This is a genomic window from Desulfatitalea alkaliphila, from assembly GCF_022968795.1.
GTDB lineage: Bacteria > Desulfobacterota > Desulfobacteria > Desulfobacterales > Desulfosarcinaceae > Desulfatitalea > Desulfatitalea alkaliphila.
Map to the genome: position 1 here is coordinate 68,056 of NZ_JALJRB010000013.1, position 17,900 is coordinate 85,955.

The following is a 17,900-nucleotide window of genomic DNA, read 5'->3' on the forward strand; positions in this document are numbered from 1 at the left end:
CTATGTCTTTTATCAATCCATGTCACAGGGGCCTCGCTTACGGTGACGGCTATATGCAAGGCGATGGCCAGCTTGGTCATCTGGTGAGTCTGTCGGGAAACGATCTGTTTTCTGTCAACACCGATCCGGAGGTCCGTTCTTTCGGCATCCTGATCAAGGATTACGCAGGCGGTGAAATGCCCGGCATTTACTGCAACGGCGGTGTGTACGAAACGGATGTTTTCGAAGGGACGATCAATCCCGGGGATGACTTGAAGGTATCGGCCACTGGCAAGTTAACCGGCGGAAACATCGGAAATGACGAGTACGTCATCGCTCAGGCCATTTCCGTCCAGAGCGGCGTTTTGAAATTCAAACTGCTTATTTAACCACAGGAGCTGTACACATGAAGAACAACCCAATGAACATTCACAGCCAGGAATACATGGAGACCATGGCAAGGCTCATGAGTGAAGCTCTTGAGTCCCCGGAAGGGATGCAGGCGTTGGCTGCTGCAATTGCCGCTCCGATCGAACAGGAGATCCGGCGCAAGGAAATCTCCTCGCTGCTGCTGACCAAACACACGCTACCCAAGGGTGAACGTCCGCTTTATCAGAAAAAGCCGACCGTTAAAGCACACTGGATCAGCAAGGACGGTGAAGCGCAGGAACAGGAGATCGGCAAGGATGAAGTCGAGTTTCCGACCAACCGCATCCACTCCAACCCGATGGTGGATATCTCCGTCCTCAAGAACGGCAACATCGGTACGCTGATGGATATCCAGACCAGTGCCTCGGATGCCATTCGAAAAGAGATGGACCGCAGGACCATCTCTGTCTTGTCGGCTGCAGTTCCGGCTGCCAACACCGTTGAAGTGGCCGGAAACACACTGACCGAGGAAGCCCTTAACGAGGCGATCTCCATCATCGAAGACCTGGAGTTGTCGGTGAAGTATATCGTCATGCGTGGTCGCCGCTTCAACGATCTGCGCGGCTGGGATCTCGATCCTCAGACCAAGCTGGAGCTGCGTCAGAAAGGCGTGGTCAAAAACTACGGCACCGGCGGCATTCTGCTGACGGCATCCATGCCTCTCGATGAAATCCTGATCATTCCGGATGAAGAAGTGGGCAAAATGCCGGTCCGTGAAAAGCTCAAAGCCGAATCCATCGACCAGAAGACCCGCTTCAAAACCGGTTGGCTGGTCTGGTCCGAAATCGGTCAGGGTGTTACCCGTCCGGACGTTCTGGCCCGAGTGAAACTTGGTGTTTAATGCCGAAGGAGGAATCATGTTGACGATAAAAAATGTTCGCCCCGGCATTCTCATCATTCCGGATGCCGGACTAAAATTGCTACCCGGAGAGGTCGCACCTGTTGAAGATCAGACCGATCAGATCAAACACTGCCTGAAAACTGGCGTGCTGATTCAGATCGACAAAGAGAAAGCTGACAAGCCTTCTCCTCAGGGCAAGCAGGATCAGGATGATGATCTGAGCAAGCTCAACGCGACCGATGCCATATCCAAGGTCAATGAAGAAGCCGACCCGGCCAAACTCAAAGGCTATATGGAAGGTGAAAAACGCAGAACCGTCATCGACGCGTTGAAGAACCGTCTTGCGGAGGTTGACGTTGACGCTTCCTGAGCTCATAGCCGACCTGCGCATCGATCTGTCCGATCCGGATGCGTCTCTCTTTGTGGATTCCACACTGGAGAGATGCGTCCGGAAGGCGGTTTTTAAGCTGTCCCGGGATGCGGAGATTACGCTGACCATCGAGGGCGAGCAGATTCTGCCGGATATCAGCGGTGAACTCAGGGAGTTGCTTCTGCTGCTCGGGCAGATACATGCCTGTCAGGTGATGCGCTCTGCCACAGCCAATGCCTTCTCGTTTTCCAGCGGCGACAAGCGGGTCGACAAATCCAAGCAGCCTGAACATTGGGCCAAGCTCGAAGTGGATCTGCTGGATGAATACCGCAAAAGGCTCGCCGCATTGAAGCCGGGAACCGAGGTCAACGAGGATGGCTATATCATCACCCCCGGCGGCCTAACTCCTGTGATTTACGAACAGGGAATCTGCCTTGAAGAGGATTGCTGATGCTTTTGACAGATCGGGAAAAAGAACAGGCCGTGAAGGATGTCAGAGAGTTGATTGTATCCTCCGGCATCACTGCCACAGTGCTGCGCATTGTTCCCGGTGAAAATCTGTATGGAAGCGACGATCAGGAATACAGCCCAATCGGCTCGATTCTCGTGGAAATAGTCCACACACCTCCGGAAGATCTCGCCGGAAAAATCGATGCCACCGTCTCCGTACTGCCGGAAGCTGACGTGCTCCCGGAGGACAGGCTCCAGATAGAGACAATCACATACAGAATACAGACACTCGAAGAAGAACACTTCTTTGGAGTCATTACCCACCAATCCATCAAGCTGGTGAAGATCCATGGGCGTTAAACGGACCGGTGACTGGAACAAGGCCAAAGCCAAACTGAATGGCACCCTTGGTCCCCGGATCGCCATGGCCCTTCAGCAGGCGACCATCCGCAATGCCCTGTTTCTTGTTCGGGAGATTCAGCGTGGCATCCGCAATCAGGCTCCCGGCGGGCAGGCGTTTGCCAAGCTGGCTGACAGTACTATTGAACGTAAGGGCTCCAGCAAGGCGCTTATCGACACCGGATTTTTGATCAATTCCATCACCCAGAAGATCATGGCGGACAAGGCATTTGTCGGTCTTCTCCGTGGAACCGTCAACAAGGACGGTGAAAGCATGGTGAATATCGGCGCTGTCATGGAATACGGAGCCACCATCAACCATCCGAACGGAGCGACCATTATCATCCCGGCCAGACCCTTTCTTCATCCCGTCATGCAGAAATACCGCAAAGAGATTGAGCAAAATTATCGCACAGCTCTGAAAGGCATTCTCTAACCCGACACATCCGCAGCGCTTCCGGTAAGTAATCTGGCAGAAACAACCGGAGGCTACCGTGAGCACAATACGAACCGTTACAGAAACTCTGATCAGGCAGGTCAAAGCCGACATCCATCCCGATGCCGTGCTGGTGCTGGCTGATGATGTTTTTGAAGTTCAGCGCACGCCCAGTGTCATTTTGCAGGGGCCGCGAGTCAGTGAAAACAAACTGCGCCGCAGCCAAAGCCGCCTGATTGAAAAGGACGTGGACGCTCTGTCATTCGAGGAGTGTTCTTTCCCGCGTCTCTATCATCTCGACTTTGACCTGATCGTGACGGTGGACCGTGAGGTCGAGCTCCTTGAATTTCAGGAGTCGGTCTCCCGCTTTGTCCAGCGCAATCCCGTTTTGACCATTACGGATCAGGGCCATCTCAACCTGACGGAGATCGCTCCGCTGGGCGGCCTGAACCGGGTCAACCTTTCCAATCTGAAGCAAAGCTCTGGACGCATCCGCATTGAAGACTGTCCTGTTTACGATGGCGAAATCCAAAACGGCCATCTGATCAAGGACCGAACTTTCCAGTTTCACGGCAGCGTGAATGAAGAACGAACCTATGAACCCAAAGGAGATGAACAGTGATTGAAATCAGAAACCTTCAGTTTCAACCGCTCACCTTCAATCTGGCCGGAGACAGAACATTGCATCTCGGCCCGCGTGAGCGCACCTCGATTCCACAAAAGGATATCTCACCAGAAATCACGCTTGCTGAAAAACGCGGCTTGGTGGGCCTTTCAAAACCGGAAGAGGAAAAGCCCTCCGTTTCAGATGAGACGGCTGAAACCACTGAACCCAAAACCACGAAACGGAGGAAATAACGATGCCAGCATATCTATCACCCGGCATTTACACCCGGGAAACCGACTTCAGTTTTTATGTGAAGCAGATCTCCACCTCGGCAGCTGCCATGGTGGGCATCACTGAAAAAGGCCCGGTCAATAAGCCGGTTCTGGTAACGAGCTGGGAGCAGTTCATCAATAAATTCGGCTCCTACATCAACGAAGGATACCTGGCTTATGCGGCCAGAGCCTTTTTCGACAATGGAGGATCGATTCTCTATGTCTGCCGCGTTGCCCACTACACCGATATTACTGACAAGAGCACGCTGAGTGCTGTTAACTCGGTTGCCGTTCTTTCCAATCGGGGGGCAACACCTGCGCTCACATTGCAAGTGAACGCAGCCAACCCCGGAACATGGGGAGACCGTATTTCCGTGATGGTCGAGGACGGCTCTCTGGACCCGGCCAACGCCTTCAATCTTGTTGTCAAACACAAGGACAACATCGTCGAGGTGTTCAAAGACCTATCTATGGATGAGACGTCGGCCAATCATGTGGAACTCATGATCAATGAGGTCTCAGATTACATCACTGTCAGCGACCTTTCTCCGAGCACCGGGACGGCCGAGGACAGGCCAGCCAACGGCACCTATCCGCTTATTGGTGGCGACAATGGCCTCACCGGTGTGACCGATTCAGATTATATCGGCGACCCGTCCCAGCATACCGGGCTCTATGCATTTGATGAGATCGATGCGCTGAACCTGCTCATGGTCCCCGGTGTTACAACCGTCCCGGTCATCAATGCCGGAATCACCTATGCGGAGAACCGCAAGGACCTGCTATTCATTGCCGACACGCCGTTCATGCTTGAACCGCTGGAGGTCGTTGACTTCAGGAAGGGTCAGGGAACCTACACCCACGCGGCATTCAACTCGTCTTACGCGGCTCTCTATTACCCGTGGCTGGAAATCAGCGATCCCATCACCGCCCGCAAGAAATACATCCCGCCCTGTGGCGCTGTAGCCGGGTGCTGTGCCCGAAGCGACCAGAAGACCTACGTCTGGTGGGCTCCAGCAGGAATCGATCGTGGCCGCATTTTCAACGCGGTATCGGTTGCCTACAAAACCAGCCGTGGCGAGCGCGACGTGCTCTATCCCGAAGGAGTCAATGTCATTGCTGTTTTCCCGGACACCGGCATCAACATCTGGGGCCAGAAAACGCTCCAGAGTCAGCCTTCAGCGGTGGATCGAATCAATGTCCGTCGTCTGATGATGTATATGGAGGAAGCCATTTCCGAGTCATCCCGTTTTGTGGTGTTCGAGCCGAACAATCCGCAGACATGGCGGGCGCTCGGTCGTCTGATCAATCCCTTCCTGCAGGACATCAAGGAGAAAGGCGGTCTCTATGATTACGCCTTCCAGTGTGATGAGGAAACCAACACTCCGGCGGTTATCGATCGCAATGAAATGATTGCCCGGGTGTTCGTCAAGCCGACCAAGACAGCTGAATTCATCGAACTGAATTTCATCCTGACCGGTACCGGCGCGGACTTCAGTGAAATCATTTAATCAGGAGATACAACCATGAGAAGTGGAAATATGCCCAAGAGCCTTTACCAGAACTGGCAGTTTGCCATCGAGGTGAATGGCTTTGACGTGGCCCTGTTTCACAAGGGACAGGAGCCGAAAACGGAATTCGAGGAAGTGGCCTTTGCGCCTGCTGGTTCCATGTTCGACCAGAAGGTGGCCGGACGCGTGAAGTTTGAGGACATCACCCTCGAAAAAGGAATCCTTCAGGACGGCTCTGACGAGGCTGCCCGTGAATGGGTGAAAAAGCAGGTTGATGTTAATGCAGTGACTGGTGGTCTGCCTGCCGATTATCTGAAGGACATCGATGTGGTGCGCTATGACCGCAGCGGCAATGAAACCAGACGCTGGACGCTGCATGGCGCATGGATCAAGACCTTGGAATACGACGAGCTCGAAGGCGGCAATACCGAAAACACCATCGAGAAACTGACCATCTGCTACCAGTACTGGACCTGATAAACAAGGAGTGAAGCAATGTATACCTACGAATTACCCAGTGGCATCGAGATCGAACTCAAGGAGATGACCGGTGCCGAAGAAGAACTCCTGACCAATCAGCGCCTGATCCGCAATGGAGAGGCGATCAATCAGGTGCTCAGAAACTGTACCGTCCGGCTTGGCGAGAATGACAAGCCAGCGGTGAACGATATTCTCGACCTGCTCTCGGGCGACCGCCTTTTTGCATTGGTCAAGCTGCGCCAGATTTCCCTCGGAGACGAAGTGGAACTGGAACTGACGTGCCCCAATGCCTCGTGTCGCATGACCAACTATGTGACGGTCAATCTGGAGGATCTCAAAGTCACTCCTTACACCGAGGAGCGTGAGTTTGAATTCAAGCTGCCTGGCTCCAAGAAAGCGGTCCGTTTCGGTCTGCTTGATGGCCACAAGGAAAAGCGTCTCGCCGCCTTGCGCGAGCCGAACATTTCATCGGCCATGATGATTCGACTCATCGAGATTGACGGGAAGGCACCCAGCAAGAAATCCCTCGCTGAGATGCCCATGCGCGACCGCAGTGCCCTGCGACAGGAAATGGCCCGGGTGGATGCCGGTATCGATACAACGGTCGAAGTCGACTGCGATGGCTGCGGCACCCGGATCAGAACACGTCTCGAGGCCGAACCGGCTTTTTTATTTCCAGGAGTTCGCTTGTAAGCGACAGCTTCTTTCTCGCCTATGGCGGGCTCCACTGGAGTTATCAGGAAATCCGATCACTGCCGCTCAAGCTTCGACAGCAGTTTGTGGAAGCCTTGGAGCGGCAGATTGATTTTGAACGGGAGCAAATGGATAAGCGATGATGAATAACGACCTTGGACTGGGCATTGTCGTATCGATGAAGGATGCGTTCTCACAGAACGCCCAGCGCATTGAAAGTTCGATGACAAGCCTTGACGGAACCGTCGCGGCCGCCAGTGAACGCATGACCAGAAATCTGGATCGTATCCAGAAAGGCACCATGATGGTGGGAGCCGGTCTTGCGCTCATGGCCGCGCCTGTTGCCTTGGTCGCATCTACCGCCGCCACTCAAAAAGCCCTCGGGGAATTAGCCTCATTGGGTGTCAAAGATCTCGGAGCCATCGAGGATGCCGCCGAATCCTTCACCAACCAGTGGTCGGGTGCCAACAAGGCTGCCTTCATCACAGCCACATACGATGTGAAATCGGCTCTGTCTAACCTCAGCGACGAGGCCGTCGGCGTCTTCACCAACATGGCCGGTCTCACAGCCAAAGCCACCAAAGCGACCACACAGGAGATGGTCGGAACCTTCACCACGGCTTACGGCATATTCAAACCCATCATGGCGGATATGACCGACATGGAATGGGCCACCGCCTTTTCCGGAGCCATGGCCCAAACCGTGGCATCGTTCAAGACCAACGGAACCCAGATGGCCGATGCGATCAAAAACATCGGTGCCGTTGCTGCAGCCAACAACATTCCTCTGCAGGAACAGCTGGCAATCCTCGGTCAGTTGCAGACCACCATGCCGGGCTCAGAAGCGGGAACGCTCTACAAGGCATTCATCATGAAAGCGGCCGAGGCTGGTGATCAGCTCGGGCTCTCGTTTACCGATACAACCGGCCGTCTCAAAGGCGTCATTCCCATTTTGCAGGAGATCAAACAGCAGTTTCCGGATTTGTCACAGGCCGCAGCTCAGGTGAAGCTGAAGAAAGCCTTTGGTTCCGATGAAGCGGTCAAGTTCCTCCTGCAGATGGCGGCCGGAACGGAATCGCTCGAAAGCAATATCAAGTCAGTCGGCACAGCCATGAAAACCGGGACAGCCGTCACCAATCAGATGGCCAGTGCCATGAATCAGGATATCGGAGCTCAGTTCGGATTGATCCGGCAGCAGATGTCCAACCTGACCGAGATATTGGGTCGCACCTTGCTGCCAGTCGTGACCCCGGTGATGAACGGCATTTCCCGCTTCATTCTGTTCCTGCAGAAACTGGCCAAATCCATGCCCGGAGTCACCCGGGTAGTTTTGACGCTCTCCATGGCGCTTGGAGCGGTGCTGGTCGTTGCCGGAGCGGTCACTTCGGCTGTTGGACTGGTCGGACTCATGCTTCCGGCAATCAAGGCCGGGTTCGTCGCCATCAGTGCAGCGGCCGCAGGTGTCGGCTCTGCCATTGCTACATACTTTCTGCCGGTCACCGCCGCTATTGCGGGTGTGGTGTTGGCGGTCTATCTGTTGAAACGGGCATGGGAGACAAACTTCGGAGGAATCCGCGATGTGGTGCTCGGGACGTGGAACAAGATCAAACTGGTCTTCGAGGGCGTGAAGACGCTCATCTCATCTTTGAGCGGCTCCTCCGGCCAGATGTCAGCCGAGCTTGCCAACCGGCTCAAGTCAGCCGGGCTCCTCGGTTTTGTCGTGACCGTCTTCAAGGTCTATTACCGGGTGCGGGAATACCTGTCCGGGCTGTGGGAAGCCTTCTCACATGCCTTCGGTCGAATCCGGGCCATTCTCGAACCGGCCGTAAAGGCAATGATTTCAGCCTATGCGACCCTCTACAAAGCCATCTTCTCGGTGGTGGAAATATTTGGTGTCTCGGCCAATTCAGTGGATGGATCGGCGTGGCGAAAGTTTGGTTCCGTGGTCGGAACGGTTGCCGGTGTTCTGCTGCAGGGCTTGGCCTATGCACTCCGCATCGTGGTATGGAATATCACGATGGTTGTCAAAGCGCTCGCCATTGTGGTGAGAAGCGTCGTCTGGGTCGGCAAGGTGATCGTCGGCTCACTGATCTATGCCACCAAATTCATCTATAAATTTCTGCTTCCGGTCCGACTGATTGCTCAGGCGTTTGTGGCTGCCGGGAAGATTATCTATTCCGTCTGGCAGATACTGACCGGAGATGTCTCCCTGCTGGATGGTTTGAAGGCCATTGGCGGAGCGGTCTTCGATTTTCTGGCTACTCCATTCAGATGGGCTCGCGATGTTATCAGCGGCGTCTGGAACTTCATCACCTCGGTTTTCGACGGGATGGTTCGATTCTTTGTTGCTGCCGGTGAACGTATCGTCAGTGTCTTCATGAACCTGCCGCTCGTCAGCACTTTGCGGAATCTGTTCGCCACAGTGAGAAGCTTCTTCTCAGGCGACATGACCTTTTTCGAGGCCGGGAAAAAGATGCTCGTCACGCTGGGTGGAGGCATCTGGTCGGCGGTTACCTATCCATTCCGCATGTTGAAAAGTGCCCTCGGCAAGCTGCGAAGCCTGCTGCCGTTCTCTGATGCCAAGGAAGGTCCGCTATCGACCCTGACAGCATCAGGTAAAGCACTGCTCACAACTCTGGCGGATGGAATGCTTTCCACACTGGCATTGCCTGCAAAAGTGTTCTCCTTTGCGGCTCGTGGAGTTCTGTCTGCACTGTCTGGTGTCTGGAACGGGCTCAAATCAGCGGGCCAGACCGCAATGAATCTGCTTGCTGCTCCTTTCAGAACGGCGGGCAATCTCTGGGGTTCACTGGTTGACGGTGCCGGAGCAATTGTCTCCAAAGCCGGTGGGCTGATCAAAGGTGCGTTGAGCAATCTCATCCCGGAACTGTCTTTGCCGGATTCATGGAGTGGTGTCTGGAATAAGCTGACTGCCGGTGCCACGGCGGTTAAACAGACGTTCTCCGCCACCTTCAGCGGGCTGAAAAACATCATTGGCTCGGGGATCTCTGCGGTAGCTGAAAAAGGAACAGCCCTCTGGAGCCAGGTTAAGTCCGGTGTGGGTGGTGTCATTCAGTCGGTGAAACAGAAAGCCTCCGGACTGCTCAGTGGTGCGTGGACTGGTATCAAGTCCTTGTTTTCCTCTTTATCGGCACCTGAAGCCAAAGCTGCCCCCAAATTGCAGACCGCTTCCGCTAAACCTGCTGTTGTGCAGCAAAGCGCCGGTCGATTCGCTCTGATTCCGAGTCTCGATAAAAAGCTCATCCCGACGGTGTTTTCCGCCGTGCTTATGCTTTCGCCGGTCATGGCTTCGGCAATGCCGGTCGTGAATGCAGGGCCAGCCGGAGCAGCCGACATTACACAGAAAATTCCGGTAAGTAAGCCTTATCAGTTCCCGGACGCCATTGCGGCTCCTTCGGTTCCGCCGGTTACCATTGCCGGGCAGATCGCCCCCTCGATGGGGATGATTCCCGCGTTGAGTATTCCGGCTGATGTCAGAGCTTCCGTGGATACGGTCGGGACTGGCATGTTGCAGGAGGTCAATGCCTCTTCGGTAATGCAGCCGGAACTGCATCCGCCTGAAAAGCTGGCAGCGGCAAGAACGAATTCGTTTGTATCACCGCCTGCAGGCCAGCAGGAAGGCCCCGATATGACCAGCCTTCTGGAGGCGCTGCTGAACAAGCTCGATGCGCTTTCGGAACGACCCGTGGAGGTTTCCGTGGCCACGCATATCGATGGACGTCAGGTGGCCGAGGCGGTCTACAAGGACCTCCGGGAACGAAAAATAAGAAACTATGAAACCCTGTGAGGCAACCGATGAAAAGAGTGTTTATTTGCAGCCCCTTTGCCGGGGACATTGAAAGAAACGTTGAAGTGGCCAAAAAGCTGTGCCGCATGGCCATGGACCAAGGCTATGCGCCATTCGCGCCACACCTGTTGTATCCCCGCTTTGTCGATGACCACGATCCGCAACAGCGTTCCGCCGGTATCAGCTGCGGACTCGCTTACATGGAGACCTGCTCTGAAGTCTGGGCGTTTACCGGAAACGGTATTTCCAAGGGGATGCAGCAGGAGTTGTCCCATGCCAGAGAGATTGGCCAGACGATCGTTGAAATCCACGAGGTTGAATGATGGCTTGGGACCGGCAACCGATAAAGGGATATCTGGTCGATGCCGATACCGGCGAGCGACTGGAATTCCAATACAACCCCAACAATATCAGCGATGAAAAATCGACCAGCTATGCCTCCATCAAGATTCCCGGCATGAGTCACCCTCGTTATCAGTACGTGGCCGGTGAACCACGCCGGATCACCTTCAAGATCGAACTGTTCAAGGGTCCGGTAAAACAGAAAGTTGACTGGTTGCGGTCTCTGCAATACCCGGAGCACGCTGGCAGCATGCTCAAAAATGCGCCGCACCGGGTCATTCTCATTTTCGGTGATCTCTATCCCGGCGTGACCTGCATTGTCAGACAGGTGAAGGCCCGCTTTTTCGGCCTCTTTGACCAGACCAATCTCGCTCCACAGCGGGCCGAGGTGGATATCTCCCTCGAAGAATACGTCGATCAATCGGTCAGCTGGTCGGAGGTGCGCTCATGATCGGCAAGGATTCCAGATACGCAAAGTGTCTCCGGTATAGAGACAGTGACGGTGATTCCCTTGGCATGCGGTTTCCGATCGATACATCCCCGCGATTCGATGACCGCTTTCATAGCGTGACCGACGGTGACCGGCTGGACCTTTTGGCCCACAGGTATCTGGGAGAGGCAAAGCTCTGGTGGCTCATCTGTGATTACAACGACATCTTTTTTCCCCTTGAACTGACGCCGGGCATGCTGCTTCGCATCCCTTCCATGGACCACGTCAGCATGCACATTCTCGACTGAGCCCCGACACTCCAGCGGCTCTTCCGGTATGTAAGCAGTGAACTGCGAACAGCCGGAGACGTGCATGGAACTCGATACATTCAAACCGACATTTTTGATTCAGATAGAGGGCAAATCGCTCTCAAAGGATATTACTCAGGAGATCACTTCTTTTGTCTTCACCGACAATGAAGAGGAACTGGATGTCCTCGAGCTGTCCATCACTAACCGCAACCTGCAGTTTGTAGATGACTCGCTTTTTCAGGAAGGCAACGAGATCATTGCCCGGTTCGGTTATGTGGGAAATCTCTCTCCACGCAAGAAGGCCGTCATCAAGGACATCGATTACGATTTCCCTGAAAACGGCGACCCCACCATCCGTATCAAAGCCTACGACAAAGGCTTCAAGCTGGCCGGAAAAGAAAACCAGAAGGTCTGGCAGAAACCTGCGCCGGGCATTCTCTACTCCGAAATTGCCGAGCAGATCGCTTCCGCCAATGGCCTCAAGCCGGTCGTGACGCCCACGAAGGGCCACCACCTTCGCGTAACCCAGAGCAATCAGTCCGACGCCGTCTTTCTCAAAGAACTGGCAACCAAGGCCCGTGACCGGGATGGTCAGGGTGTCAGCGGCTACTCCTTTTTCATTCAGGACGATGAGCTCCATTTCCATCCGAGGGAACTGGAACAGGCTCCGCTTTTGACGCTGGAATATTTCACCGACCGTAAAGGCGTCCTGCGTTCTTTCAGACCATCGACCCAATCACAGGGAGCCAAAGGAGCCGGGGTCGAAACCAAATCAGTCGGTGTCGATCCACGCAAAAAGGATGTGGTGGAACATAAAGCCAACAATGCCACAACTCCCGAACGGACCTCGCTGGGTAAGCAGACTTATCTGGTAGATGGCAATACCGGTGAAGGCAGCTTCAAAGAGCAGGAAACCGGACAGGTCGTTCCCGCCTACGAGCGCTCCGAAGCCTTCCATGAAGAACCGGCACAGGAGCCTGCTCAGGATACAGCCGAAGGCAAATTCAGAGAGGCCGAACTCAAACAGGTGGAGGCCACCGCCGCTACCATCGGCATTCCCTCACTGCGGGCCAAAAAGAACCTCGAAGTGAAAGGCGTGGGCCGGAAGTTTTCCGGCATTTACTACTGCCACTCGGTTCGCCACAGCATCGGTTCATCCGGCTATTCCTGTGAAATCAAACTCAAAAAGAACGCCCTTGGCAAAGGTGCAGGAGACAAGTCCGCCCAGACCAAGGGAAAACCAAACGATAAAGAAGCACCGGCAACCCCGCAGAATGAGCCACCGGCCATGGTGACCATCAATGCGGATTCCGGTGCTGTTTCTTAGGAGGAACCATGGGAGATCTGAGTAAAAATTTCAGCCGGTCCGAATTTGCCTGCAAGGGAACCAACTGCTGCGGGCATTCGGCTCCGGTGCATCCCGAATTGATTTCGGCGATTCAGACACTGCGCGATCAATTGAACCTGCCGTTGAGCATCACCAGCGGCTTTCGCTGTAACCGGCACAATGAGTCTGTTGGTGGAGCAGCCCAAAGTTTTCACACCTTGGGAATGGCTGCCGATGTCGCCTGCCCGGATGGACTGACAGCCGAAGACCTGGCTCGTGCAGCGGAAACCATTCCGGCCTTTCAACAAGGCGGCATCGGAATCTATCCGTCATGGGTCCATCTCGATGTCCGGACAACCGGGAAAGCGAGGTGGCGTAATGACTGAGTTTCAAAAGACCGTCACCGTCGGCTCGGGAATCGGACTGAACGGGCCTTTGCAGTTTGAACTGCTGCCCAATGGCCGCAGTGCCCGTCTGATCAAAGACTACAAGGTCAGGATCTCTGACAGCCGAACCATTATCGTGCCTGCCGGATTTGAAACGGATTTTGCATCTGTACCGCGTCTGTTCTGGCGAATTGTGCCGCCATGGGGACGCTATTCTCCGGCTGCCGTTGTGCATGACTTTCTCTATCACACCGGACTGGTGACCCGAGTTGAAGCCGACCGCATATTTCTCGACCTGATGACCAAGCTCGGTGTTCCGGCATGGAAACGCCGACTGATGTATTGGGCTGTTCGCGTGGGTGGCTGGAATGCTTGGAATGACAGCCGCCGGAGGGAAGGCAGCCATGCTTGAAACCTCCGATAAACAGACAGAAGAACGCTACCGCAACCGCTGGTACGGCAAGTACCGGGCTTTTGTCCGGGACAACAATGATCCGGAACGGCTCGGTAGGGTTCGGCTCGAAATCCCTGCAGTGTTGGGTACGGGCCGCGAAAACTGGTCGGATTGGGCATCTCCCTGCTTTCCGTATGGCGGCAATGATGATTGCGGCATGTTCCTCGTGCCTGAAGAAGGTGCTTCGGTTTGGGCCGAGTTTGAAGGCGGCATTGTTCAATATCCGATTTGGACCGGAGTCTGGCTCGCGGGAAGTAATCCCGGCGAACAGCCGGAGGAATCCAAACGAACCTGCAGCAATGCCTTCTGTCATGACTGCGAGGACAAGCTGGAGCACCAGAGCAATCCCCACGACAATCTCGAACACCGGAAATACCATGGCCATCCGGAATACTACTGCCCGCGTTTCAGGGTGCTGATGAAGACGGAAACCGGGCACACCATTCTGGCCGATGACCGTGATGGTGATGAAATGATGCGCCTGATCGACCGGGCCGGTCAGATCCTCACCATGGAAGCCAAGGTCAAACCGGAAATGCAGAGTGGCAACGCCCTCAGACGCGGTACCAAGGATGCTGAAAAAGGCGACCAGCTGGATATCGCTTCACAGATCGTCGGATCAAAAGCCCGGGTCCAACTCACGGACCTCTGCCGTCAGCAGGTGCTGCTGGAGGCATGGCAGGACAAGGAAAAGATTCACATCCTCTCCTGCGACAAGGGCCGTTCCCGCTGGCAAAAGATTCTGATTGATACCACCAAAGGCCGGGAAAAGGTTCACATCTGGGGACTCAACGGTACGCAGGAAATCCTGATCGACTCCACCAAAGGCGCTGAACAGATCCGTCTGACCGACAAAGCCGGACAGGTGGTCAGAATGAACGCGGCTCCGGGAACGGAAAGCATCAGCGCAACCGACAAGGCGGGAAGCCTCATTTTCATGGATGGTGTTGTCGGCAACATCATCATCAAATCGACAAACCAAGTATTGATTAACACATAAGGGAACATTGCATGAGTGATTCAAAACAACCCGGGCTGACCGCATCCGAAGAGATGCTCGCCAGAACCTTCGACGCATGGCGCAAGGAATTCCGAGGGATTCTGGAAAACCACCGCCGTGAAATTCAGGACCGGCTGGAGAAGATCGAACGGGAAATCGAAAAGAAATCTGACAAGGAGAATGTCGAGGTGCTGGTTCGCGGCATCAATTCAGACCTGCACCGCCACGCTGAGGAGATTGACCGGCTCCACACCCGGGTCAGCAGCAAGGTGGGTACGGAGACCATGTGGAAAATTGTCGGGCTGACACTGGGAATCGGCACCGCTGTCGGCGGGCTTGTCGGCTATCTGATCAATTTAACCTTGAGGCTGAAACCATGAGCGGACCACAGGCACGTCTCGGAGATGTCAGCAGTCACGGCGGGGTGATTGTCACATCCGCCGTCCGAACCATGGTGAACGGCATACCGGTGGCTCGTATGGGCGACCTGCACGTCTGCCCAATCCCCGGACATGGCGTCACGCCCATTGTTACCGGAAGCATGACCACCATTACCGAAGGCAGCCCCAACGCCAGAATCGGCGACATAACCGCCTGCGGAGCAGTGATTGTTGCGGGCAGCCCGAACACCATAGACAATTGAGGAAATTTGCATGCCGGAAGAATCAACCATACCGACACATCCATATTGGGACGTTTTCCCCAAGCTGATCCGCGTCTCTACTTCTGAATGGCCGCAAACCATTCCGCTCTCCATTCGGGGCTCTGTTGAATCACCGGTGTTTGAATCTTCCAACAGCGATGTCGCCGAGGTGGATGAAGCGGGAAATGTGATCTGCGGTATGCAGCCCGGCGCTGCCATTGTCATGGTCTGGCGCTCGGATGACCGCCTGAGTGTTCGCCATGTTCAAGTTGAAGTGTACGGTACGCCAATGGGTGGAGGAGAAATGCCCTCATGACCGAACAACTCGACATTCCGGCCTATTGGGAGATTTATCCTCAGAGCATCCGACTCTCGCTATCTTATTTCGAGCAGCGCATCCCGCTATCTGTTCGCGGCAGTGGCTTGAACCCGCAGTTCATTTCATCCAACCCGGCCGTGGCCTATGTGGATGACGAGGGCTTTCTGGTCAGCGGGCTGCAGATTGGCAACGCCATGATTATGGCGTGGAGTTCAGATGCCCGGCAGAGCCTGCGCCATTTGAATGTCGAGGTCCGTGATCCGTCGTGGTTCGCCAATCATCCCGACTTCTTGCTCGATCTGGGCACCAGTGTTCATCTTGTCGGTTCTGTTGTGGATGCGCTCAACGCCCGACCGCTTGCAGGTGTTTTGGTAACCATACGGCGCAGCGAGGAAGGTCCGATTGTGGCGCAGCAGATCACCGATGCCTCCGGCCAGTATGAAATGGAGCTGTTCGAAGGACTCTATGTTTACGAAGCAAGCACGCCCAACTATATCGATGCCCATGGCCTGCTGAACGTCCTCGAATCAGGAAGCTCCGGCCAGAATATCGTGCTCTCCCCGGAACTCAACGGACAGGTGGCCCGCATCGTTTTGCAGTGGGGACTTAATCCCCGGGATCTTGATTCTCACCTGCGCGGTCCCCGTCCGGGTGGCGGCACGTTTCATGTCTATTACTCGACAGATTATGTGCAGGATTGCGGCGAGCTGGATGTGGATGACACCTCATCTTACGGGCCGGAGACCATCACCATGCATCGGCTGGTGGCCGGAACCTATCGCTACAGTGTTCACGACTACACCAACCGCAACTCGAGCACCAGTACAGGTCTGGCCGGATCAGGCGCGACCGTGAAAGTGTTTTATTACGACGGCCGGGAATACACCTTCAATGTGCCCAATCAACCCGGGACCGTCTGGAATGTATTTGAAATCAACGGAACCACCGGAGCGATCACCGCCCTCAACCAGATGGAGTTTGAGTCGAATCCGGGCAGCGTAGGAATTTAGGAGAACGCCCATGATATCCATAGAAGAACCTCAGGCCGGAGCCGTGGTCGAACAGACCGATTCCGGCGAAAACCATTTCATTCTCAAAGACATGGCGCTGCAGCTTGCGGGGATCAAAGCTGAAATCGCAGGCATGAAGACCATTATCGAAGCCTCTCACAATGCATCAGAAGCATTGAAACAGCAGGCACAGGAAGCGCTGGAAGCACACATTCAGAATACACAGGATTATATGGATCAAGTCACGACCGAGCCGCCGCCTGATTTCTATCCGTTTGCCTCGCTTCCCGAAGGAAGTCAGGTGAAAGACCTGCCGGACGGCAATCGACTGTTTACCCTGTCTGATGGCATGATCCTCAAGACCAACGATGACCACACCATTTCGGTCATTGTCGATGGCGAGCCCCATGTCGTTACACCCGGACCGGCAACCTCCGTGGAAGTCAGTCCCGGCCGCATCTATGAACTGGTGCCCGAATGGATAGAAACCACGGTGGAACAGGCCGGAATCGAGGGCCTCCCGATCTCGGCCCAAGTGGATCAATTGACCGAACATCGCTTCAGCATCGAGCTTGCCCCATACAGGTTGCTGCTCGACCATCAGTTGAAAACACTGTCCGTCATCAATCCCTCCGGCAGCATCGATATCCTCGGCATTGCCCGAATTGAAGGTGTCGGCGAGACCATCACCGTCCGAATTCTGGCCGATGGAGCCAAGGGTTTTTCCTGTGAAGAGAGCGGGCATGGCGGCCTCATCGAGAGCGGCGGCACCATTCATCTCTCCATGAAAAGCGGCACCAGTCTGATTGTCCGCTTTCCGGATGATGGCTCGGGTGAAAATGGCGGCTCCATCAGCTGTCAGGGGCTCTGTAATCTTGAATGTGAGGAGCGTGATCTATGAACTACGATTTTCTCGGTACAGGGCTGAAATTCCCTCTGAACTTTCAATCCATATCCGGTGGAGCCGAAGTCTCCACATCGACCTCCCGGGAGCATGAACATATCCGGGAAAGCATCATTCAGATTCTTGGGACAAGGCCCGGTGAGCGATTCATGAACCCTGAGTTCGGCTCGAAACTGAAAGATCTGGTGTTCGAGCAGAATGATGAAGTGCTTAAAGGTCTCATCCGCCATCATGTCATCGATGCGATCCGCCGCTGGGAAAAACGTGTGGTCATTACCGACGTGTCCTTCGACGATTCCGCCCGCAACAAAGACCTCAACCAACTGCCTGTCATCATTTCCTATCGGGTCATCCAGACTCAGGTCGAAGGAAACCTCGTTTACCCGTTCTTCCGGGAACTTCCTTAGACCTCCGACACTTCCAGACTGCTTCCGGTAAGTAATCGGCGTGTGCGGAGTTTATCGCTCCGCTTAAAACCGACGAACGAACCGGAGGCACA

The 17,900-nt window shown here is 54.7% G+C and carries 25 protein-coding genes; all 25 read left to right on the top strand.

All coding sequences use genetic code 11. The annotated features are described in order from the left end of the window. Nucleotides 1-2 precede the first annotated feature (2 nt). Nucleotides 3-368, top strand: coding sequence for a hypothetical protein (locus tag MRX98_RS12590; RefSeq protein ID WP_246908996.1), 366 nt, complete (start codon nt 3-5; stop codon nt 366-368). A 17-nt stretch (nt 369-385) separates the two neighbouring features. Next, complete coding sequence (locus tag MRX98_RS12595) at nt 386-1,249, top strand: HK97-fold major capsid protein (protein WP_246908998.1); 864 nt, start codon at nt 386-388, stop codon at nt 1,247-1,249. Between the two features lie 16 nt (nt 1,250-1,265). Then, entirely contained in the window at nt 1,266-1,619 is a 354-nt protein-coding gene (locus tag MRX98_RS12600) for a hypothetical protein (protein WP_246909000.1), read from the top strand. Then, nucleotides 1,606-2,070 carry a hypothetical protein gene (locus MRX98_RS12605; RefSeq protein WP_246909008.1) on the top strand — a complete coding sequence of 155 codons (465 nt, stop codon included), beginning with the start codon at nt 1,606-1,608 and terminating at the stop codon, nt 2,068-2,070. Before MRX98_RS12600 ends, MRX98_RS12605 begins: the two co-directional genes overlap by 14 nt. After that, nucleotides 2,070-2,429, top strand: a complete 360-nt coding sequence (locus MRX98_RS12610) for a hypothetical protein (protein WP_246909010.1) — start codon at nt 2,070-2,072, stop codon at nt 2,427-2,429. Before MRX98_RS12605 ends, MRX98_RS12610 begins: the two co-directional genes overlap by 1 nt. Further along, nucleotides 2,419-2,904 carry a phage virion morphogenesis protein gene (locus MRX98_RS12615; protein ID WP_246909012.1) on the top strand — a complete coding sequence of 162 codons (486 nt, stop codon included), beginning with the start codon at nt 2,419-2,421 and terminating at the stop codon, nt 2,902-2,904. The genes MRX98_RS12610 and MRX98_RS12615 overlap by 11 nt, the downstream gene beginning before the upstream one ends. A 58-nt stretch (nt 2,905-2,962) precedes the next feature. Next, complete coding sequence (locus tag MRX98_RS12620) at nt 2,963-3,526, top strand: hypothetical protein (protein WP_246909014.1); 564 nt, start codon at nt 2,963-2,965, stop codon at nt 3,524-3,526. Continuing rightward, nucleotides 3,523-3,762, top strand: coding sequence for a hypothetical protein (locus MRX98_RS12625; protein ID WP_246909016.1), 240 nt, complete (start codon nt 3,523-3,525; stop codon nt 3,760-3,762). The genes MRX98_RS12620 and MRX98_RS12625 overlap by 4 nt, the downstream gene beginning before the upstream one ends. A gap of 2 nt (nt 3,763-3,764) precedes the next feature. After that, the gene (locus tag MRX98_RS12630) at nt 3,765-5,294 is read left to right on the top strand and encodes a phage tail sheath C-terminal domain-containing protein (protein ID WP_246909028.1); all 1,530 of its coding nucleotides are present in this window, start codon (nt 3,765-3,767) and stop codon (nt 5,292-5,294) included. 15 nt (nt 5,295-5,309) lie between these two features. Next, on the top strand, nt 5,310-5,771 hold the full coding sequence (locus MRX98_RS12635) for a phage tail protein (protein ID WP_246909030.1): 462 nt from the start codon (nt 5,310-5,312) through the stop codon (nt 5,769-5,771). An 18-nt stretch (nt 5,772-5,789) separates the two neighbouring features. Then, nucleotides 5,790-6,467: a T4 family baseplate hub assembly chaperone gene (locus MRX98_RS12640; RefSeq protein ID WP_246909032.1), complete on the top strand. Its 678-nt coding sequence runs from the start codon at nt 5,790-5,792 to the stop codon at nt 6,465-6,467. Nucleotides 6,468-6,606: 139 nt separating this feature from the next. Next, nucleotides 6,607-10,275 (top strand): phage tail tape measure protein, encoded by a 3,669-nt coding sequence (locus tag MRX98_RS12645; protein WP_246909048.1) that lies wholly within the window; start codon nt 6,607-6,609, stop codon nt 10,273-10,275. A gap of 8 nt (nt 10,276-10,283) precedes the next feature. After that, nucleotides 10,284-10,598: a DUF7768 domain-containing protein gene (locus MRX98_RS12650; protein ID WP_246909056.1), complete on the top strand. Its 315-nt coding sequence runs from the start codon at nt 10,284-10,286 to the stop codon at nt 10,596-10,598. Beyond that, complete coding sequence (locus MRX98_RS12655; RefSeq protein ID WP_246909058.1) at nt 10,595-11,068, top strand: phage tail protein; 474 nt, start codon at nt 10,595-10,597, stop codon at nt 11,066-11,068. The genes MRX98_RS12650 and MRX98_RS12655 overlap by 4 nt, the downstream gene beginning before the upstream one ends. Before the next feature lie 65 nt (nt 11,069-11,133). Continuing rightward, nucleotides 11,134-11,355: a LysM peptidoglycan-binding domain-containing protein gene (locus MRX98_RS12660; protein WP_246909060.1), complete on the top strand. Its 222-nt coding sequence runs from the start codon at nt 11,134-11,136 to the stop codon at nt 11,353-11,355. Nucleotides 11,356-11,419: 64 nt separating this feature from the next. Further along, on the top strand, nt 11,420-12,685 hold the full coding sequence (locus tag MRX98_RS12665) for a phage late control D family protein (RefSeq protein WP_246909062.1): 1,266 nt from the start codon (nt 11,420-11,422) through the stop codon (nt 12,683-12,685). A gap of 8 nt (nt 12,686-12,693) precedes the next feature. Further along, a complete protein-coding gene (locus MRX98_RS12670; protein WP_246909075.1) occupies nt 12,694-13,071 on the top strand; it encodes a YcbK family protein in 378 nt (125 codons plus the stop codon). Next, complete coding sequence (locus MRX98_RS12675; protein ID WP_246909083.1) at nt 13,064-13,483, top strand: DUF1353 domain-containing protein; 420 nt, start codon at nt 13,064-13,066, stop codon at nt 13,481-13,483. Before MRX98_RS12670 ends, MRX98_RS12675 begins: the two co-directional genes overlap by 8 nt. Then, entirely contained in the window at nt 13,476-14,525 is a 1,050-nt protein-coding gene (locus MRX98_RS12680) for a phage baseplate assembly protein V (protein WP_246909085.1), read from the top strand. Before MRX98_RS12675 ends, MRX98_RS12680 begins: the two co-directional genes overlap by 8 nt. An 11-nt stretch (nt 14,526-14,536) precedes the next feature. Continuing rightward, complete coding sequence (locus MRX98_RS12685) at nt 14,537-14,905, top strand: hypothetical protein (RefSeq protein WP_246909087.1); 369 nt, start codon at nt 14,537-14,539, stop codon at nt 14,903-14,905. Further along, nucleotides 14,902-15,168, top strand: a complete 267-nt coding sequence (locus MRX98_RS12690) for a PAAR domain-containing protein (protein WP_246909089.1) — start codon at nt 14,902-14,904, stop codon at nt 15,166-15,168. The genes MRX98_RS12685 and MRX98_RS12690 overlap by 4 nt, the downstream gene beginning before the upstream one ends. 10 nt (nt 15,169-15,178) lie before the next feature. Next, a complete protein-coding gene (locus MRX98_RS12695) occupies nt 15,179-15,484 on the top strand; it encodes a hypothetical protein (RefSeq protein ID WP_246909091.1) in 306 nt (101 codons plus the stop codon). After that, a complete protein-coding gene (locus tag MRX98_RS12700; protein WP_246909093.1) occupies nt 15,481-16,497 on the top strand; it encodes a hypothetical protein in 1,017 nt (338 codons plus the stop codon). Before MRX98_RS12695 ends, MRX98_RS12700 begins: the two co-directional genes overlap by 4 nt. A 10-nt stretch (nt 16,498-16,507) precedes the next feature. Further along, nucleotides 16,508-17,398 (top strand): hypothetical protein, encoded by an 891-nt coding sequence (locus MRX98_RS12705; protein WP_246909095.1) that lies wholly within the window; start codon nt 16,508-16,510, stop codon nt 17,396-17,398. Then, entirely contained in the window at nt 17,395-17,808 is a 414-nt protein-coding gene (locus tag MRX98_RS12710) for a GPW/gp25 family protein (RefSeq protein WP_246909097.1), read from the top strand. The genes MRX98_RS12705 and MRX98_RS12710 overlap by 4 nt, the downstream gene beginning before the upstream one ends. Nucleotides 17,809-17,900 lie beyond the last annotated feature (92 nt).

Excerpts from the sequence above, each read along its gene's own strand:
- MRX98_RS12700 (WP_246909093.1), top strand. The coding sequence starts at position 15,481 with ATGACCGAACAACTCGACATTCCGGCCTATTGGGAGATTTATCCTCAG.
- MRX98_RS12590 (WP_246908996.1), top strand. The coding sequence starts at position 3 with ATGTCTTTTATCAATCCATGTCACAGGGGCCTCGCTTACGGTGACGGC.
- MRX98_RS12695 (WP_246909091.1), top strand. The coding sequence starts at position 15,179 with ATGCCGGAAGAATCAACCATACCGACACATCCATATTGGGACGTTTTC.
- MRX98_RS12635 (WP_246909030.1), top strand. The coding sequence starts at position 5,310 with ATGAGAAGTGGAAATATGCCCAAGAGCCTTTACCAGAACTGGCAGTTT.
- MRX98_RS12665 (WP_246909062.1), top strand. The coding sequence starts at position 11,420 with ATGGAACTCGATACATTCAAACCGACATTTTTGATTCAGATAGAGGGC.
- MRX98_RS12655 (WP_246909058.1), top strand. The coding sequence starts at position 10,595 with ATGATGGCTTGGGACCGGCAACCGATAAAGGGATATCTGGTCGATGCC.
- MRX98_RS12610 (WP_246909010.1), top strand. The coding sequence starts at position 2,070 with ATGCTTTTGACAGATCGGGAAAAAGAACAGGCCGTGAAGGATGTCAGA.
- MRX98_RS12705 (WP_246909095.1), top strand. The coding sequence starts at position 16,508 with ATGATATCCATAGAAGAACCTCAGGCCGGAGCCGTGGTCGAACAGACC.
- MRX98_RS12685 (WP_246909087.1), top strand. The coding sequence starts at position 14,537 with ATGAGTGATTCAAAACAACCCGGGCTGACCGCATCCGAAGAGATGCTC.
- MRX98_RS12615 (WP_246909012.1), top strand. The coding sequence starts at position 2,419 with ATGGGCGTTAAACGGACCGGTGACTGGAACAAGGCCAAAGCCAAACTG.
- MRX98_RS12645 (WP_246909048.1), top strand. The coding sequence starts at position 6,607 with ATGATGAATAACGACCTTGGACTGGGCATTGTCGTATCGATGAAGGAT.
- MRX98_RS12680 (WP_246909085.1), top strand. The coding sequence starts at position 13,476 with ATGCTTGAAACCTCCGATAAACAGACAGAAGAACGCTACCGCAACCGC.
- MRX98_RS12675 (WP_246909083.1), top strand. The coding sequence starts at position 13,064 with ATGACTGAGTTTCAAAAGACCGTCACCGTCGGCTCGGGAATCGGACTG.
- MRX98_RS12600 (WP_246909000.1), top strand. The coding sequence starts at position 1,266 with ATGTTGACGATAAAAAATGTTCGCCCCGGCATTCTCATCATTCCGGAT.
- MRX98_RS12650 (WP_246909056.1), top strand. The coding sequence starts at position 10,284 with ATGAAAAGAGTGTTTATTTGCAGCCCCTTTGCCGGGGACATTGAAAGA.
- MRX98_RS12690 (WP_246909089.1), top strand. The coding sequence starts at position 14,902 with ATGAGCGGACCACAGGCACGTCTCGGAGATGTCAGCAGTCACGGCGGG.
- MRX98_RS12630 (WP_246909028.1), top strand. The coding sequence starts at position 3,765 with ATGCCAGCATATCTATCACCCGGCATTTACACCCGGGAAACCGACTTC.
- MRX98_RS12640 (WP_246909032.1), top strand. The coding sequence starts at position 5,790 with ATGTATACCTACGAATTACCCAGTGGCATCGAGATCGAACTCAAGGAG.
- MRX98_RS12595 (WP_246908998.1), top strand. The coding sequence starts at position 386 with ATGAAGAACAACCCAATGAACATTCACAGCCAGGAATACATGGAGACC.
- MRX98_RS12710 (WP_246909097.1), top strand. The coding sequence starts at position 17,395 with ATGAACTACGATTTTCTCGGTACAGGGCTGAAATTCCCTCTGAACTTT.
- MRX98_RS12660 (WP_246909060.1), top strand. The coding sequence starts at position 11,134 with ATGCGGTTTCCGATCGATACATCCCCGCGATTCGATGACCGCTTTCAT.
- MRX98_RS12670 (WP_246909075.1), top strand. The coding sequence starts at position 12,694 with ATGGGAGATCTGAGTAAAAATTTCAGCCGGTCCGAATTTGCCTGCAAG.